This is a genomic window from Bradyrhizobium sp. SZCCHNS30572 (assembly GCF_032484415.1).
In the GTDB taxonomy this organism is placed as follows: domain Bacteria; phylum Pseudomonadota; class Alphaproteobacteria; order Rhizobiales; family Xanthobacteraceae; genus Bradyrhizobium.
Genome location: NZ_JAUESY010000004.1, coordinates 485,514 through 501,721, shown reverse-complemented (window position 1 = coordinate 501,721; position 16,208 = coordinate 485,514). Strand labels below are relative to the sequence as shown.

At 63.5% G+C, this 16,208-nt stretch carries 16 protein-coding genes and 1 tRNA gene; 9 read left to right on the top strand and 8 right to left on the bottom strand.

Annotated elements, in window-relative coordinates; all coding sequences use genetic code 11:
• Positions 1–30: 30 nt before the first annotated feature.
• The gene (gene rpmI, locus QX048_RS13475; RefSeq protein ID WP_008539890.1) at positions 31–231 is read right to left on the bottom strand and encodes a 50S ribosomal protein L35; all 201 of its coding nucleotides are present in this window, start codon (positions 229–231) and stop codon (positions 31–33) included.
• Between the two features lie 261 nt (positions 232–492).
• Between rpmI and QX048_RS13470 the strand changes: the two genes are divergently transcribed.
• Positions 493–873 carry a hypothetical protein gene (locus QX048_RS13470; protein WP_316191518.1) on the top strand — a complete coding sequence of 127 codons (381 nt, stop codon included), beginning with the start codon at positions 493–495 and terminating at the stop codon, positions 871–873.
• A gap of 93 nt (positions 874–966) precedes the next feature.
• Here the strand turns inward: QX048_RS13470 and infC are convergent, their stop codons facing one another.
• Complete coding sequence (infC, locus tag QX048_RS13465; protein WP_315716960.1) at positions 967–1,506, bottom strand: translation initiation factor IF-3; 540 nt, start codon at positions 1,504–1,506, stop codon at positions 967–969.
• A 329-nt stretch (positions 1,507–1,835) separates the two neighbouring features.
• On the opposite strand from infC, the gene QX048_RS13460 reads away from it, so the two are divergent.
• Positions 1,836–2,621, top strand: a complete 786-nt coding sequence (locus QX048_RS13460) for an alpha/beta hydrolase (RefSeq protein ID WP_316191517.1) — start codon at positions 1,836–1,838, stop codon at positions 2,619–2,621.
• 11 nt (positions 2,622–2,632) lie between these two features.
• Here the strand turns inward: QX048_RS13460 and queG are convergent, their stop codons facing one another.
• Both queG and QX048_RS13450 read right to left on the bottom strand, forming a co-directional pair.
• Positions 2,633–3,817: a tRNA epoxyqueuosine(34) reductase QueG gene (gene queG, locus QX048_RS13455; protein ID WP_316191544.1), complete on the bottom strand. Its 1,185-nt coding sequence runs from the start codon at positions 3,815–3,817 to the stop codon at positions 2,633–2,635.
• Positions 3,766–4,458: a glutathione S-transferase family protein gene (locus QX048_RS13450; RefSeq protein ID WP_315716854.1), complete on the bottom strand. Its 693-nt coding sequence runs from the start codon at positions 4,456–4,458 to the stop codon at positions 3,766–3,768. The genes queG and QX048_RS13450 overlap by 52 nt, the downstream gene beginning before the upstream one ends.
• Positions 4,459–4,814: 356 nt before the next feature.
• Here QX048_RS13450 and QX048_RS13445 point away from each other — a divergent pair, with 356 nt between their 5' ends.
• Positions 4,815–5,621 (top strand): undecaprenyl-diphosphate phosphatase, encoded by an 807-nt coding sequence (locus tag QX048_RS13445; protein ID WP_315750479.1) that lies wholly within the window; start codon positions 4,815–4,817, stop codon positions 5,619–5,621.
• Positions 5,622–5,745: 124 nt separating this feature from the next.
• Here QX048_RS13445 and QX048_RS13440 read toward each other — a convergent pair whose 3' ends face one another.
• Entirely contained in the window at positions 5,746–6,714 is a 969-nt protein-coding gene (locus QX048_RS13440) for a complex I NDUFA9 subunit family protein (RefSeq protein ID WP_316200456.1), read from the bottom strand.
• 222 nt (positions 6,715–6,936) lie between these two features.
• Here QX048_RS13440 and QX048_RS13435 point away from each other — a divergent pair.
• The 4 genes from QX048_RS13435 to QX048_RS13425 all read left to right on the top strand — a co-directional run bounded on the left by QX048_RS13435 (position 6,937) and on the right by QX048_RS13425 (position 11,113).
• A tRNA-Leu gene (locus QX048_RS13435) sits at positions 6,937–7,023 on the top strand.
• 1,094 nt (positions 7,024–8,117) lie between these two features.
• Positions 8,118–8,618: a Panacea domain-containing protein gene (locus QX048_RS35255; RefSeq protein ID WP_410052167.1), complete on the top strand. Its 501-nt coding sequence runs from the start codon at positions 8,118–8,120 to the stop codon at positions 8,616–8,618.
• Positions 8,619–8,627: 9 nt separating this feature from the next.
• Entirely contained in the window at positions 8,628–9,371 is a 744-nt protein-coding gene (locus tag QX048_RS13430; RefSeq protein ID WP_316191516.1) for a hypothetical protein, read from the top strand.
• Between the two features lie 428 nt (positions 9,372–9,799).
• On the top strand, positions 9,800–11,113 hold the full coding sequence (locus tag QX048_RS13425) for a hypothetical protein (protein ID WP_316191515.1): 1,314 nt from the start codon (positions 9,800–9,802) through the stop codon (positions 11,111–11,113).
• Between the two features lie 226 nt (positions 11,114–11,339).
• Here the strand turns inward: QX048_RS13425 and QX048_RS13420 are convergent, their stop codons facing one another.
• The 3 genes from QX048_RS13420 to QX048_RS13410 form a co-directional block, all read right to left on the bottom strand.
• Positions 11,340–12,632, bottom strand: coding sequence for a TRAP transporter large permease (locus tag QX048_RS13420; RefSeq protein WP_315716864.1), 1,293 nt, complete (start codon positions 12,630–12,632; stop codon positions 11,340–11,342).
• Positions 12,623–13,168 (bottom strand): TRAP transporter small permease, encoded by a 546-nt coding sequence (locus tag QX048_RS13415; RefSeq protein ID WP_316170018.1) that lies wholly within the window; start codon positions 13,166–13,168, stop codon positions 12,623–12,625. The genes QX048_RS13420 and QX048_RS13415 overlap by 10 nt, the downstream gene beginning before the upstream one ends.
• 110 nt (positions 13,169–13,278) lie before the next feature.
• Entirely contained in the window at positions 13,279–14,250 is a 972-nt protein-coding gene (locus tag QX048_RS13410) for a TRAP transporter substrate-binding protein (protein ID WP_315716866.1), read from the bottom strand.
• A 479-nt stretch (positions 14,251–14,729) separates the two neighbouring features.
• Here QX048_RS13410 and QX048_RS13405 point away from each other — a divergent pair, with 479 nt between their 5' ends.
• On the top strand, positions 14,730–15,344 hold the full coding sequence (locus QX048_RS13405) for a ribonuclease D (RefSeq protein ID WP_315716867.1): 615 nt from the start codon (positions 14,730–14,732) through the stop codon (positions 15,342–15,344).
• A gap of 161 nt (positions 15,345–15,505) precedes the next feature.
• On the top strand, positions 15,506–16,207 hold the full coding sequence (gene lptC, locus QX048_RS13400) for an LPS export ABC transporter periplasmic protein LptC (protein WP_315716868.1): 702 nt from the start codon (positions 15,506–15,508) through the stop codon (positions 16,205–16,207).
• The last annotated feature ends 1 nt before the right edge of the window (position 16,208 follow it).

Sequence of the window (16,208 nt, the reverse complement as noted above, 5' to 3'; positions counted from 1 at the left end):
GGCGGCCAGGGTTCGGAAGCGAGAGGCCGGTCAGGCGTTCGGCAAGAAGTACTTCTTGACGTTGTCGCCGTCGGTCTTGAACAGCACGCGGGTGCCGCGCAGCTGCCGGATCTGCTTCTTCGTCCGCTTGATCATGCCGTGGCGCTTGCCGCGCTGGGCGTGCATCACTTTGCCGGTGGCAGTCACCTTGAAGCGCTTTTTGGCGCCGGATTTGGTCTTCAGCTTGGGCATTTGGCTCTCCTTGATGCCAACGGCAAGCCGCCCGCTAAAGCGGCGCCATTCGGCGAAAATGCTCGTTAGAGCGTTGGTTGTGCTCAGGTTTCGGGTCCAAACCAGGACCCACCCGCACAGAAACATCGCCACGGCAGCCCTTGATCAGCCGGGCGACGAAGGCCGCGCTTATGCCAGAGACAAAGCCCGTTGGCAACGTCGAACCACGGAATCAGCTATTCCGACCCATGATCAGCCGACCATGACAGTCGAGGATCGACCATGACCCGCCTCATTCGCCGCGCCATCTCCGCCGCCTTCGCGACCGCGCTGCTGACGGGCCTCGCGGGCCTGCCGGCAGGGCCGGCGCACGCTGCCGGCTTCGATGGCGCCTGGACCGTGCTCATCATCACCGAGGCCGGCAGTTGCGACCAGGGCTACAGCTTCCCGATCCGGATCAGCGGCGGCCGGGTCCTCTCGAACAGCACCGCCAACATTACCGGCTCGGTTGGCCGCGGCGGCGCCGTCACCGTGCGGGTATCCCAGGGTGGTGCCTCGGCCAGCGGCACCGGCCGGCTTGGCGCCACGTCCGGCGTCGGCCGCTGGAGCGGCAAAGGCTCGTCCGGGACCTGCAGGGGGCGGTGGCAGGCGACGCGGTCCTGACCCGGGCCCGCAAGAGCGGCCCTGACGGGCGCCCCAAGAGAAAAGCCCGCCAAACGCGTGGCGGGCCCGGCTTCAGGTGTCGGCGTGCTGGACCTAGCGCGGCGCCAGAACCATGACCACCTGACGTCCCTCGAACCTGGCGTCCTGCTCGACCTTGGCGAACGCCGCCACGTCGGACTTCACCTTGTCGAGCAGCTTGGTGCCGATCTCCTGGTGCGCCATTTCGCGGCCGCGATAGCGCAGCGTGATCTTGACCTTGTCGCCCTCTTCGAAGAACCGCTGCATCGCGCGCATCTTCACGTCGTAGTCGTGGTCGTCGATCATCGGGCGGAGCTTGATCTCCTTGATCTCGACGACCTTCTGCTTCTTGCGGGCCTCGGCGGCCTTCTTCTGCGCCGAATATTTGTACTTCCCGTAGTCCATGATCTTACAGACGGGAGGCGAGTTGTTCGGCGAAATCTCGACCAGATCCATGCCGGCATCAGCGGCCATCTTGATCGCGACAACGGTCTCGACGACACCACGGTTGGTGCCTTCGGCATCGATCAGCTGGATCTGCGCATTGCGAATCTCATCATTGGTACGCGGCCCGTCTTTGACGGCAGCGGGCGGGGCTCGATTGGGGCGGCGAATGGGTAGTGCTCCAAGGTTGTGGAAGAAGGCGGCTAGTTTGAAGGAAGATGCTTTCGCGGGCAAGGTCGCAACGGTCCGGTGCGTCGAAATTCCGCCCGGTCGTCGCGGCTCCTGCGTCGCATGCGCGAGACTTGCGCGTCGATGCATTCCCCCAAGGAATGCCACACGGCCGAGAATTGCGATCAAACTCGCGCTTTTTCGGGGCCCTCGTGGTTCCGCCGGGGGACATAGAGTGCGCGGCGCGCTTTCGCAAGCGGCTGCGTCGGGCCGCGCCGATTGACGGAAACGGCCGGTTCGCCCACACAACACCCGACAGCGAGTAACGATCCATGAACCCTGCTGCAGAAAATGCCGATCCGCCCGTCTTCGTCGCCGTCGGCGCGGGCGAATCGTCGCGCCGGATCGCGGTGCGGGCGCGGCCAGGCCGTCCGCCCGGGCTGTTCTGGCTCGGTGGCTTCAATTCCGACATGAAAGGCACCAAGGCCCTGGCCCTCGACGCCTGGGCCGCCGAGCGCGGCCGCGCCTGCGTCCGCTTCGACTATTCCGGGCACGGCGAATCCGGCGGGCGCTTCGTCGACGGCACCATCAGCCGCTGGCTCGAGGAGAGCGTCGCGGTGTTCCGGCAATTCTGCCGCGGACCCCAGGTCGTGATCGGTTCCTCGATGGGCGGCTGGATGGCGCTGCTGCTGGCGCGCGAGCTGCTCAAGGACCCGGCCGAAGCAACGCTGGCGGGCCTGGTCCTGATCGCCCCGGCGCCCGATTTCACCGAGGAGCTGATGTGGAAGGGCTTTGCGCCGGCGGTCCGGACCGAGATCGAAACCAACGGCGTCTGGATGCGTCCGTCGGAGTATGGCGAGCCCTATCCCATCACCAGGGCGTTGATCGAGGACGGGCGCAACCATCTGCTGCTCGGCGGTGCCATCAAGGTCGGCTGCCCGGTGCGCATCCTGCAGGGCGCGCAGGACCGCGACGTTCCCTGGCAGCATGCGTTCGCACTGACCCACCGCCTGCCGGCCGAAGACGTGGTGCTGACCATGATCCAGGACGGTGACCACCGGCTGTCGCGTCCGCAGGACATCACGCGCATGCTGGCCGCCGTCGGCGAGATGGGCTGACGCGGCCCCCTTCAGCATCGCGCCTGCCATTCCGCGCGGACGCTCTCGTCGGTCTCTGACGTCAGCGCCGCCTCCGCACGCCGCGCGTAAGCAGCCTCGTCGAGCAGCCCAGCGAGCGCCCAGGCGGCGGCACCGCGCACCAGCGGACTCGGATCGGCGGCCAGCCGCTCGGCTGACGACGTCAGCGCCACATCGCCGGAGTTGCCGATCGCGATCAGCACGTTGCGCAGGAAGCGGTCGCGGCCGATGCGCTTGATCGGCGATTTCGCGAACAACGCGCGGAACGCGGCATCGTCGAGCGCCGCCAGCTCCGCCAGCGAAGGCGCGCGCAACGCGTCGCGCGCCGCCAGCTTCGCCTCGCGTCCCGCCTGCGCGAACTTGTTCCAGGGGCAGGCGGCGAGGCAGTCGTCGCAGCCATAGATGCGGTTGCCCAGCGCCTTGCGGAACTCGCGCGGGATCGGCCCCTTGTTCTCGATCGTCAGATACGAGATGCAGCGCCGCGCATCGAGGCTGTAGGGGGCCGGGAACGCCGCGGTCGGGCAGCTGTCGAGGCAGGCCCGGCACGAGCCGCAATGATCCCGCTCCGGCGCGTCCGCCGGCAGCGCCAGCGTGGTGTAGATGGCGCCGAGGAACAGCCAGGAGCCGAAGCCGCGCGACACCAAGTTGGTGTGCTTGCCCTGCCAGCCGAGCCCGGCCGCTTCGGCCAGCGGCTTCTCCATGACGGCCGCGGTGTCGACGAACACCTTCACATCACAGCCGGCCTGCGCGACCAGCCAGCGAGCGAGCGCCTTGAGGTTCTTCTTGATGACGTCGTGATAATCGTCCCCGCGGGCATAGACCGAAATCGCAGCATTGCTGCGCCGGGACAGGACCGCGCGAGGGTCCTCGTCGGGGCCGTAATTGACGCCGAGCATGATGATGCTGCGGACCTCGCGCCACAGCGTGGTGGGATCGGTGCGGCGGGACGGCTCGCGCGCCAGCCAGTCCATGTCGCCGTGCTGGCCGGCGGCGAGGAAGCGTTCGAACGCAGCGGCCCGTTCGGCACTCACGACCGGGGCGGTGATACCGACGACATCGAAGCCCAGCCGTTGCGCCTCGGCGGCCAGCGCCGCCTTCAACGTCTCCGGCGTGGGCCTAGCGGCGCTCAGAAGTCCAGATCCACATAGGTCCGCGACGCCGGCACGCCCGCCAGCCAGTCGGAGAGCAGCGGCCGGAACGACGGCCGCGACTTCACCCGCGCGTACCACGCCTTCGCTGCGTCGTCCTCGATCCATGGCACGTCGCCCAGATAGTCGATCGCCGACAGATGCGCGGCGGCGGCGAGGTCGGCATAGGTCAGGCGGTCGCCAGCCAGGAAATTGCGCCGCTGCGCCAGCCAGCCGATATAGGCGAGATGATAGCGCACATTGGTCTTGGCGGCGCGAATCACGTCGGTCGACGGCGGCCCGCCGCCATCCTCCTCGCTCATGAAGCGCTTGTAGATGCGCTCGGTGACCAGCAGGTTCGAGGCCTCCTCGAAGAACTTGGTGTTGAACCAGTCCATCAGTCGGCGCACCTCGATGCGCTCGGCCGCCGAGGCCGGCATCAGCCGGCGATCACCCATCTCGGGCCCGCAGGTCTCGTCGATGAATTCGGCGATCACGCCGACACCGGGCACCGGCGGCAGGCCTTCGACCGACAGCACCGGCGTGGTTGCCGCGGGGTTGAGCACGAGAAACGCCTCGCGGCGCTCCCAGGCGCGTTCCTCCACCAGGCGCAGATCGAGCCCGTATTCGCCGAGCACCAGCCGGACGAAGCGTGAATGCGGGCAGAAGGGATGGTGGTAGAGCGTGTACATGGAGCCTTTCGACGATTCCGCGGCTACGGCGCTTAACGAACAATCAACCATCGGTTCGCACCGACGCCTCGTCCCGATACCGGCGCGCGGGTGCGCTCGCGAATCGGACCATTAGCGCATGGTCGGCGAAAGTGTAAGCAGTAGGGCGACGGGCGGTCATGCGGGAAACGACGCTTCGGGAACAGCGATCGGCGCGCCCGATCCGCCGTCCGGCATTGCCTCGTTCTGATTCGCATGGCCGATCACACGCCGGTTCATTCATCGGATGTGGCCGGTTCGAGCGCTTTTTGCAATTGCGGGCGGGGGCCGAATAGGCGAGAAGGGCGGCGTTTTGCCGGCCATCCAGGATCCGATCAATGATGTCAGATACGCTGCGGGCGGTGCTTCTCGGCATCGTCGAGGGCGTCACCGAGTTTCTTCCCGTATCCTCGACGGGCCATCTGCTGCTCGCCGAGCGCTTTTTCGGGCTCGGCGACGAGGGGTTCTGGAAGAGCTTTGCGATCCTGATCCAGCTCGGCGCCATCCTCGCCATCGTCGCGCTGTACTTCTTCAAGCTGTACCGCGTCGCGATCGGCGCGCTGACGAACCCTGACGACCGCCGCTTCATCATCGGCGTGCTGATCGCCTTCCTGCCCGCCGTCATCGTCGGCCTCATCGCCGGCAAGTACATCAAGGCGCTCCTGTTCGATCCCTGGGTCGTGTGCTTCTCGCTGATCGTCGGCGGCGCCATCCTGCTGTGGGTCGATCAGATCGATCTCAAGCCGCGGGAGCACGACGCCACGCGCTATCCGCTGATGATGTATCTGTGGATCGGCGTCGCGCAGTGCCTGGCCATGATCCCCGGCGTGTCGCGCTCCGGCGCCACCATCGTGGCGGCGATGCTGCTCGGCGGCGACAAGCGCTCGGCCGCGGAGTTCTCCTTCTTCCTGGCGATCCCGACCATGGTCGGCGCCTTCGTCTACGACTTCTACAAGAGCCGCGCCGAGATGACGGCGGACCATCTCGGCCTGATCGCCATCGGCTTCGTCGTCTCCTTCATCACTGCGATGATCGTGGTGAAGGCCTTCCTCGGCTACGTCACCCGCCACGGCTTCGTGCTGTTCGCCTGGTGGCGCGTCATCGTCGGCACCCTCGGCCTGATCGCACTGGCGCTGGGGAAATGAGCTGAGCCCCAGCTCCATCCACCGTCATTGCGAGCGTAAGCGAAGCAATCCAGTGTGGTGTCCGGGACTCTAGATTGCTTCGTCGCTTCGCTCCTCGCAATGACGTGGAGAGGCCGGTGGCCCCTCACGCGTTCTTACGCTGGAACTGTCCTGAGGGACGGAAGCGCCAGAGATATTGCGGAGCGACCGCCTCGAGCGAATCCGGCGTGATGCCGAGGCCCTGCAGCGTCAGCCCCGCCGCCTTCGCCGCCTCCGACACCACGTTGTCGTGGCGCAACAGCTCGACCTGGTCCGGCGTCAGCTTCAGCGGCCCCGGCGCGAACTGCAGGATTGTGGCCTGCAGTTTGGCGAGCCCGAACGGCAACGGCAGCAGCGCGCGGTCGCGGTCGGTGATGTCGAGGATGATTTTCAGGATTTCCCGGAAGCTCAGCACCTCGGGCCCGCCGAGCTCGTAGGTCGCGCCCGGCTGCGCCTTGCCGTCGACCGCATCGGCCACCGCGGTGGCGACGTCGCCGACATAGACCGGCTGCATCTTCGTCTCGCCGCCGCCGATCAGCGGCAGGAACGGCGAGATCCGGGCGAGCCCCGCAAAGCGGTTGGTGAACTGGTCCTCGGGGCCGAACACGACCGAGGGGCGCATGATCACGGCCTCGGGCACCGCGGCCAGCACGGCGGCCTCGCCGGCCGCCTTGGCGCGGGCATAGCTCGACGCCGACTCTGCGTCGGCGCCGATCGCCGAGACGTGCACCATGCGGGCGCCGGCGGCGGCCGCCGCCTTGGCGACGGTGGCGGCGCCCTCGGCCTGCACGGCCTCGAAGGTCTGCGCGCCGCTCTCGGTCAGGACGCCGACGAGGTTGATCGCGACATGGCTGTCACGCAGCGCCGATGCGACCGAGTCGGGATAGCGCAGATTGGCCTGTACGGCGTGGATCTGGCCGACCCGGCCGAGCGGCTGCAGATGGCCGGCCAGCTCCGGCCGACGCACCGCGACGCGGATGCGGTAGTCGCGCTTGGCCAGCGCCCGGACCACGTTGCGCCCGACGAAGCCGGAGCCGCCGAAGACGGTAACCAATGTGTCCAGATTCGATGCCATGGAATGAGTCCTGGGATTGCCGGGCGGTCGGTCCGCCCCGGACGAGATAGCTGTCAGCGGCGATTCGCACCCCGCGGCCCGCCATCCTGGGCCGCTGTATAGCCCATCGCCCGCACCGCGGAAAAGGGAGCCGTGTTTTTGCGCATGGGGTGAGAAAAATTGTCATCTTGGGCGTTCAGCGGTTTGACAAGCGCCCGTTCGATCCGTACACAGCGCCCCCATGCCCAGGTGGCGGAATTGGTAGACGCGCTGGCTTCAGGTGCCAGTGGCTTAACGGCCGTGAAGGTTCGAGTCCTTTCCTGGGCACCATTTTTGGTGGTGACCTCCCCCGCACAAGAGATCTGCGACGGACGAGCGCGCTGATGCGCGTTGCGGTCGAATAGAGGTCGGTGTCGATTGGGCCGATGTCTTCGACACGTCGGCCTCACGCGTTTCACCGAGATTGCGAACGATTTTGCTTCGGGCATCCGTGATGCCGCTGCTGCCGGCTGCGAGCCTCCACCCTCCCCTGGAGGGGGAGGGTCGATCGCACGCGAAGCGGGCGAGCGGGGGTGATCTCTCCACGCACGCCAGCGCCGGAGGAGAGATCACCCCACCCCGCCTCACGTTTCGCTGCGCTCTCCGTGAGGCGACCCTCCCCCTCCAGGGGAGGGTGGGCACCGCCTTCGTGTTGAGTGATCACCATGACCGCCGTGGTCTTTCTCGTTTAGGGCAAGACCTATCAGCCTCGTGGCGCGCTTTGCGCCCGAGCCATGCCGATCGTCTCGCCCTCGAAATCATGAGGGCGCAGGGAGAGCCGGGTGCCGACCGCACCCATGGCCCGCCAGCGAAGGAAAATGCTGGCGGCAGGAACCACAGGTACGCGCCGGATCATCCGGCCCTCCCTGCGCGATTGGTTTTAACGGCTGCTTCGCGTTCTCCCTGGTGCGCCGGGCTTGGTGGCCACCATCCCCACGCGAAGCGAAAGCTTCGTCATGAGTTGATATCAGCGTCGGGATATCAGGACCGCGCGACTTGACCGTGCGTGCATCCTTGTTCGTCCGCGCGAACTCAATCACGCTGCAACGACACACGCCCATCGCATCCCACTGCCAACGTCTCGTGACGGTCGCGACACGCCCCTCATGCGGCAGCAGGGACGCGCGGAAATGTGCAGGTGATTTGCCCGACGGCGCAAGCCGAAATGCTGCGACAGACTGGCACGACGGGCAGTTTGGAGATGGGTGGTATGCGACGGGGCGATCAATATGGCCGCATAGCGTTGCTGCATGTCCACTCTACATCGCTTAGAAAGGTGTTGGGGCAAGAGCCGGGAAAACGATATAATCAGTATCCAATGAACAAGCCGCGGTTGCTGCCGCAACTGTGTGCCAAAAGCGTTGGGGACAGCGGAGCGCCAAAAGATGGCTCACGATGGCCGCGCGATCGCGAACTTCGTCCTAGATGAATGTGAAAAGCGAGGAGTCGAAGTAACAAACCTCTCGCTCCAGAAGATTGTATACTTTTGTCATGCTTGGTCGTTGATCGAGCTTAAGGCCCCTCTGATCGCCCATAGATTTGAGGCGTGGGAGCTCGGGCCGGTGCTTCCGTATCTTTACCGAGAGTTCAAGGGCAACGACAGATCGCCCATTCGAGGAAGAGCGTGCCGAATCGATCCAGCAACCGGACAGAGTCAAGTTGTTCAATACAAATTCGATGCGTCAACTACAGATATACTCAGGAAAATTGTTGCCTTTTACTCCCGACTCCGCCCTGGTGATTTGGTGGAACTAACCCATGTCAAGGGTGGTCCGTGGTATAAGGTTTGGAATCACTCAGGTTCTGTCAACCCGGGTATGAAGATCGCAGACGAGGATATAGTTAGTTTCTACTCGAAGCACATAGCGCCATACACGCTGCAATGAGAGGTAACCGTGGCCAAACCGAAAGTGCCATCAGTTCAGCATCTCGCGCGAAATTGGCAGGACACGCCTGAGCGTACCTGCAAGACGCTCGTCCGTCTGGTAAACAATCCACCTACGTTCAATTACAACGCTCTGTTCTTGGCCGCTCGCGATATGCTGGTTTTCAACCAGCCCTATGACGAGATCGTTGAAGGCATCAAGCGGGCTGTGAAGCGTGCCGATGTTCGGAAGAATTTTCTTGAGGTTCTTCCGCTCATCCGGGACCATTTCGCTGATGTGACGCCGGATTTTGTTCAGTCGATCGACCGTCGATACTATTCGATCGGCCGTGGGCTCATGGTGCCGTTCGATCCTCCGCTTCTGTACGGAGTAGGTGGCCAGCTTACCTTTCCTTGGTTCAGTTTCTGGCGCCAGAATCCGCTTGCCAGAGAGCGGTTGTCGCTTTTCGTGACGCTCGTCGACGAGTTGCTGGCGGACGATCCTGATCTCGCCGCAGCAAAATTCCAGATTCTGGATTTCAGTGTTCCAAGAGTGAAGGGGCGTGAGCCTCTGAGGGAATTGCGGGTCATTGAGGCCGGCGACATTCCGCGCGTCAGCGAAGACAGAAAAATAGAGATGCTTAGGGTCTTCGCCGATGGATATTTCATGGCCGAAGCCGAGCTTGCCCGACGTCCGGCGGCCCCTTCCGAGGAGCGCGAACGGCCCGATCCAAGGCAGGGCGACTTCTTTGATAAAGACCCGCCAAATCCCTGATTGGCGGGTGATTGCCGTGTCGTGCTTGGAAAGACACTGATCGGGGCGGACCGATGCGCTTAGGTTTGACCTTCTCTTAGGCTGCCCAACTTGCCAAAGCCGCTTCAGCCGCTGCGCGATCAACTCGGATGTGGTAGATGGTCTGGCGGGTCAGGCCGGTGGCGTCGGCGATCTCGCTATTTCCTTTGTGCAAGCATGTTGCAGACCGTCCCGAATTGCTGACGGTTGAAGCCGGGCTTAGGCCCGAGGTACTTCCGTTCCGGTGCATCAGGACGCTTGCCGATCCACTGATGTCCGTATTTTTATACCTCAACAGACACCGGTAGCAGGACGTGGCGGCGATTCATCCACTCAATCAATGTTTGGTCGGTAGCCGCCATACAACTTCCGATGTACTCCTACAGTATTAGCCCGTGCAGGAGCATAGCGTGATCACTGATCTCGACGAGTTGGTTCTCAAATGCAGGGGAGAAGAAGCCCGCAATTACCTGCGCGAAGCAGTCGCCAGCTACAAGGCGGGGGCAAACAGAGCCTGCATTGTATCCGTGTGGATAGCTGTCGTTTTTGACCTTATCGAGAAAGTTCGCGAGCTAGCGCTGTCAGGTGATCCAGAGGCAAAATTGCTCATTGACACGTACGAACGATGGCGGGTGGGGGTCGAACGAGGAGATGCCGAAGCTTTAAAGAAGAGCCTAGAATTCGAACGCAGCATCATCGACCAAACATATTCCAAGTTCGAGTTCTTTGAACATCAGCAACTCATAGATTTGCAAAGGTTGCGGGAAGATCGGAATCGCTGTGCCCATCCGACGTATCAAAGGCAGGACGCGCACTATCAACCATCAGCAGAGCTCGCTCGGCTGCACCTTCGCAACGCCGTTGAATTTGTTCTCTCCCAACCACCCGTGCAAGGCAAGGCAGCGGTTCAAAGTTTGGTGTCGGTGGTTGGCTCAAATCTGTTTCCATCCGATTACAAGCAGGCGCTTTCGGCACTCAAGGCGGCGGGCCTAGGTAGACCGAAGGACGTTCTTGTGAAGACCTTCACCGACAAATTGTTGTTCGGCTTCTTCGATGGGCCTGAGCAATTGAAGGAACGCCGCCAAACGCTTGTAGCTCTCCGCGCTTGCTGCGACGGCTTTCCCTCTTTTGCTGAGCCCCGCATTGCAAGCGCAATAAACAAGATTTGCAGGCAAATCTCAGACACGGAATTTCCTTTGACCTTCGCAATCCTGCGCCACGTGCCGCAATCTTGGAGCTTCCTCGACGAGGACAATAGAAGGAAGTTTAATGATTTCCTTCGAAGAGCTCCTGTCGCTCGGATCCAGGCAGTTATTGGGGCGTCGTTGAGCCTCCCAGGTCTTAGAGACACGGCCGAGTCTCGATTGAGTAGCTTTTCAGCAGAGGAATTAAAGCAGGTTCTGCAGTCAAAAGACCGTGTCATCGTTGCGCAGGCAGTTCGGCTGTACAGCTCCGCGCGGAATTGGCCAGATGCAAATTCGATCTACGGGCTAGTGGTGGAACCGCTTCTCGCTTCGTTCACTGCCGGAGATGTCGAAATGATAGTTCGTGCTTCGTGGAATGGGGCTGACCTGAGAGGCTCCCACAGTTTCAATGCCTTCTTGCAATATGTTTACGACCACGAACTCATGCCGAAAGATCGGCTTTTAGAACTGCTGAGGGAGGGCGGTCTTTCAAGGGAGGCCGACAGGCTGACATCGGTCGATGATGATCTTCCGTTCTAGTAGAGCCGTTCGCCTTGTGCGGCCCTCTTTCGGTCCGCCTGCAGGTTGCCGACACTCGGGTGGCTATGCTGCCACTGATGCGAAGCGCCATCCGACGTGATTGAAACGACTGAGCTATTTCGAAAAAGCCTGCGGTCGTCGGTCGCAAGCGGAGTCTTTCCGCTGCCGTGGCGCAAACCACCGCAGGCGCGGTTCGCCGGCCAAGACCGGCGAACGCTCGGACGACCTATCCCTTATACCCCATCAGCAGCCGCGGCAGCCACAGCGAGAAGGCCGGCACGTAGGTCACGAACATCAGGGCGGCGATCAGCGCGGCGTAGAACGGCAGGATGGTGCGCATGACCGCGCCGACCGAGATGCCGCCGATGGCGCAGCCGACGAACTGCGTGGTGCCGACCGGCGGGGTGTTGAGGCCCAGCGCGCAGTTGATCAGCATCAGCATGCCGAACTGCACCGGATCCATGCCCGCCTTCATCGCGATCGGCAGGAAGATCGGGGTGCAGATCAGGATGGTCGCCGCCATGTCCATGAACGTGCCGAGCAGGAACAGGATGACGTTGATCAGCAGGAAGATCATCCAGGGCTGCGTCGACACCTTGCTCATCAGGTCGCCGGCGAAATCGGCGACCTCGTACAATCCCATCAGGTACTGGAACATGGTGGAGACGCCGATCAGCAGCAGCACCACGCCGGTCGTCTTGACCGCCTTGGCGGCGGCCCGCAGGAAGTTCTGCAAGGTCATCGTGCGGTAGATGAAGAACGTCAGCAGGATCGTGTAGGTGACCGCGACGGCCGCGGACTCGGTGGCCGTGAACACGCCGGACAGGATGCCCGCCAGGATGATGCCGACGATCAAGAGGCCGGGCAGCGCCGCGGCGAACGAGCGGAACACCTCCGCCCAGCCGGGAAACTTGCCCGCGGGATAGCCGCGCTTCACGGCGACCGCGTAGGCGGCGACCAGCATGCAGACCATCAGCACGAGCGCCGGAAGAAGACCCGCGGCGATCAGCGCGCCGATCGACACCTTGCCGCCGGCGGCGAGCGCATAGATGATCATGTTGTGGCTGGTCGGCATCAACGCGCCGACCAGCGAGGCGTGGGTGGTGACGTTGACGGCGTAGTCGGTGTCGAACCCTTCCTTCTTCATCATCGGGATCATCACCGCGCCCATCGCCGACACGTCGGCCACGGGAGAGCCGGAGACGCCGCCGAACAGCGTGCAGGCGACGACGTTCGACATGCCGAGCCCGCCGCGGATGTGACCGACGAGATTCTTGGCGAGCTGCACGATCTTGTCCGCGACGCCGCCATGCAGCATCAGCTCGCCGCTGAAGACGAAGAACGGGATGGCGAGGAACGAGAAGATGTTCATCCCCGACATCATCTGCTGGAAGATGACGGCAACCGGCAGGCCTTCATAGAGGATGGTGCAGATCGCCGAGAGGCCGATCGCAAACGCAACGGGAACGCCGAGGACCAGGAAGCCGAAGAAGGTGACGCCGAGAATAATCAGTTCCATGAGGGGACGACCTCTTCGCCGCGCAAGAGAGCAATGATGTGCTCGATGGAAAACATGACGATCAGGATTCCCGAAGCGATCAGCGGCACGTAGCGGACGACTTCGGGCAGGCCGAGATTGGCGATCTTCACGGTGCCCACGGAGGCGCCGAGGATCCAGCCGTTGTAGGCCATCGCGACGCCGAACATCGCGACCAGCACGTGGATGACGAGCTCGATCTTTTCCCGCAGATGATCCGGCAGCATCACGAGGAGGCTGTCCATGCCGATATGGCCGGCGTCGCGAACGCCGACGGCGGCGCCGATCAGCGTGACATAGAGGATCAGGACCAGCGCCAGGTTCTCGGTCCAGGTCGGGCTGGAGTTGAGAACGTAGCGTCCGAACACCTGGTAGAAGACGATGGTGACGATGACGAGCAGGCCGGCGACGGACAGATACATGCCGACGCGCGCGATGACGGCGTTGATCCGCGAGAGCAGGCCGGTCGACGGACGTCCCTCCTGCTGCTCGTGGTCTCCGACATGTGGATCTGTCATTCCCGTCCCTCCCCTGGCTTTCCTGCGGCGCCGCCTGATGGCGACGCCGGACCGTATGATTGTTGTTCTTGGTAGATGTCTTTGAAGTCGCGATTTTTGCGTCGCTACTCTTATTTGGTGTCCTGGATGCGCTTGACGAGGCTCGAGAGCTTCTCGTCGCCAGCGAACTTCTGGTACACCGGCTTCATCGCGTCGACGAATTCCTGCTTGTTGGCGATCGTCACGACCTGGACGCCAGCGGCCTCGACGGTCTTGCGGGAGGTCTGCTCGCGCTCGTCCCAGAGCTTGCGCATGACCGGCACGGATTCCTTTGCCGCCTTGCGGATCATCGCCTGATCCTCTTTGCTCAGCGTGTCCCAGACCTTCTTGGACATCACGAGGACTTCGGGCGCCAGCGAGTGCTCGGTGACGTTGTAGAACTTGGCGGCCTCGAAGTGGCGCGAGGATTCATAGGACGGCCAGTTGTTCTCGGCGGCGTCGACGAGGCCGGTCTTGAGCGCGGTGTAGACCTCGCCATAGGGCATCGGGGTCGGGTTGGCGCCGAGGCTCTGGATCATGCCGACCCAGAGGTCGGACTGCTGGACGCGGATCTTCAGGCCCTTGAGGTCGGCGAGCGACTTCACCGGCGCCTTGACCGTGTAGATCGAGCGCGCGCCGCTGTCATAATAAGCCAGGCCGACCAGGCCGGCGGGCTCCATGGCCGCCAGGATCTCGTCGCCGATCGGCCCGTCCAGGACGTTGCGCATGTGCTGCGTGTCGCGGAACACGAAGGGCAGGCACAGCGCGACGGTCTCCGGCACGAAATTGTTGAGCGGCGAGGAGTTGATCCGCATCATGTCGAGCGCGCCGATCTTGAGCTGCTCGATCGTGTCCTTCTCGGAGCCGAGGGCGCCGTTCGGAAACACCTTGACGCCGAGCTTGCCGCCGCTCGCGGCAGCGAGCTGCTTGCCCATGAACTTGACGGCTTCGACGGTCGGATAATCGGCGGGGTGCACGTCGGCGGAGCGGAAATCGCGCGCGGTCGCCAGCGGCGACGAGACCGCCAGCACAGCGGCCGCAATGATACCTGTAAGTGCCTTCATCTTGGCTTCCTCCTCAATTGATTATGTCGTTGTTGGGCAGATGCTGCAGACCGCCTTGGGTCGCTGCGCTCCAGATGCGAAGTCCTGCGACAATATCACGCGTAGGGCCAGTGGCTATTTCTGTCCAAGCCAAAGGCGGCATCGATCAATGCAAGAGTTGCATCGATCGATCGGGTGCGATCTGGCGCGATGCAACCAGCGGGTCGACCGCCCTCAATGACGACGGCGCCGCCTCGAACGGCCGCGGAGACACTGCCGGCGCCACCTCAGATGCGATCACTTGAGATGCGATCACTTGGCCCTGTCCGGCCCTTGCGCCCGGGCGGCGGGGCTGGCATTCCCACGGCTGATCTCCGGACCGGCCCGGCGCGTTTGCCGGTTGGTTACCAGCGCCGGGCTACAGCCGGTTCCCGAGCGCTTCCCGCGGCGTTGCTCCGGCCCGTCGCGTCCGATTTCGATTCGACGAGGTTTTGAGAGCCATGACCGTACGCCTGCACCGCGGCGACCTGCCTGATCTTTCCCGCTATACCTCGTCGGTCGCGATCGACACCGAGACGATGGGGCTCAATCCGCACCGCGACCGGCTGTGCGTGGTGCAGCTGTCGCCCGGCGACGGCTCGGCCGACGTGGTGCAGATTCCCAAGGGGCACACCGACGCGCCGAACCTGAAGGCGCTGCTCGGCAACCCGGACATCACCAAAATCTTCCACTTCGCGCGCTTCGATGTCGCGGCGCTGTTTCACGCGTTCGGGGTGATGCCGCAGCCGGTCTATTGCACCAAGATCGCCTCGCGGCTGGCGCGCACCTATACCGACCGCCATGGCCTGAAGGATCTCGTGCGCGAGCTGCTCAACGTCGATCTCTCCAAGCAGCAGCAGTCGAGCGACTGGGGCGCCGAGCAGCTCAGCGAGCCGCAGCTCGCGTATGCCGCCTCCGACGTGCTGCATCTGCATGCGCTGCGCGAAAAGCTCGACGGGATGCTGGCGCGCGAAGGGCGGTTGGCGCTGGCGCAGGCCTGTTTCGCGTTCCTGCCCCACCGCGCGACGCTCGATCTGGGCGGATTCGAGGCCGAGGACATCTTCGCGCATTCCTGAAGCCGGCGAATCGCGGGCGCGTTCACGATCATTAATGTCTCGTAATGATCGCAAGTTGCCCCGCGTCGCGATTTCGCGCCAGTTCCAGGCTGCAATGGTGAAGGCGTCCATGGTAGGATGGGCGCTGTTTCGCGCGCCTCCCCGTGTCCGTCGGAGCCCTGGTGAACTCGGTCCACAACCCCGCCTATGACCCCACCCTGCAGGCGCGCTTCGCTGTCGCGGCGCGCCACAGCCGCTTCGTGCGCGTGCTGCGGGTCGCGGTGCCGGCGGCGGTGGGACTGGCGATGGCGGTCGTGATCGGCATCGCGCTGTTCAATCCGTTCCACATGGAGATCAACACCCCGAATCTCACCGGCAACCTCGTCATCTCCGGCCGCAAGATCACGATGGAGACGCCGCATCTCACCGGCTTCACGCCGGACCAGCGGCCGTATGATCTCGTCGCCCGGAGCGCGGTGCAGGACCTCACCGATCCCGATCACGTCGAGCTCAACATCCTCCGCGCCAAGGTGCTGATGGAGGATCAGTCGACGGTGACCTTGAAGGCGAATACCGGCGTGTTCGACACCAAGCAGCAGCAGCTCGAGCTGACGAAGGATATCCTGCTGACGACGTCGACGGGCTACGAGGCGCGGCTGAGCCGGGCCTCGGTCGACATGGCCAAGGGCACCGTGAGCTCGGACGAGCGCGTCGACGTCAAGCTCACCAACGGTACGCTCTCCGCCGACCGCCTGCGCATCACCGACAATGGCGAGGTCATCCGCTTCGAGGGCAATGTGATGATGAACCTCGACAACATGAATGCCGCTCCGGCCACGACGGCGAGCGCCGATCCCGGCCGTCCGGCCCGCAACGTGAAGTGAC

Bases quoted from the DNA above. Each gene is read 5' to 3' on its own strand.
- QX048_RS13470 (WP_316191518.1), top strand. From the start codon at position 493: ATGACCCGCCTCATTCGCCGCGCCATCTCCGCCGCCTTCGCGACCGCG.
- rpmI (WP_008539890.1), bottom strand. From the start codon at position 231: ATGCCCAAGCTGAAGACCAAATCCGGCGCCAAAAAGCGCTTCAAGGTG.
- QX048_RS13405 (WP_315716867.1), top strand. From the start codon at position 14,730: ATGACCGTACGCCTGCACCGCGGCGACCTGCCTGATCTTTCCCGCTAT.
- QX048_RS13415 (WP_316170018.1), bottom strand. From the start codon at position 13,168: ATGACAGATCCACATGTCGGAGACCACGAGCAGCAGGAGGGACGTCCG.
- QX048_RS13445 (WP_315750479.1), top strand. From the start codon at position 4,815: ATGATGTCAGATACGCTGCGGGCGGTGCTTCTCGGCATCGTCGAGGGC.
- QX048_RS13420 (WP_315716864.1), bottom strand. From the start codon at position 12,632: ATGGAACTGATTATTCTCGGCGTCACCTTCTTCGGCTTCCTGGTCCTC.
- QX048_RS13440 (WP_316200456.1), bottom strand. From the start codon at position 6,714: ATGGCATCGAATCTGGACACATTGGTTACCGTCTTCGGCGGCTCCGGC.
- QX048_RS35255 (WP_410052167.1), top strand. From the start codon at position 8,118: ATGGCTCACGATGGCCGCGCGATCGCGAACTTCGTCCTAGATGAATGT.
- QX048_RS13450 (WP_315716854.1), bottom strand. From the start codon at position 4,458: ATGTACACGCTCTACCACCATCCCTTCTGCCCGCATTCACGCTTCGTC.
- QX048_RS13410 (WP_315716866.1), bottom strand. From the start codon at position 14,250: ATGAAGGCACTTACAGGTATCATTGCGGCCGCTGTGCTGGCGGTCTCG.
- QX048_RS13460 (WP_316191517.1), top strand. From the start codon at position 1,836: ATGAACCCTGCTGCAGAAAATGCCGATCCGCCCGTCTTCGTCGCCGTC.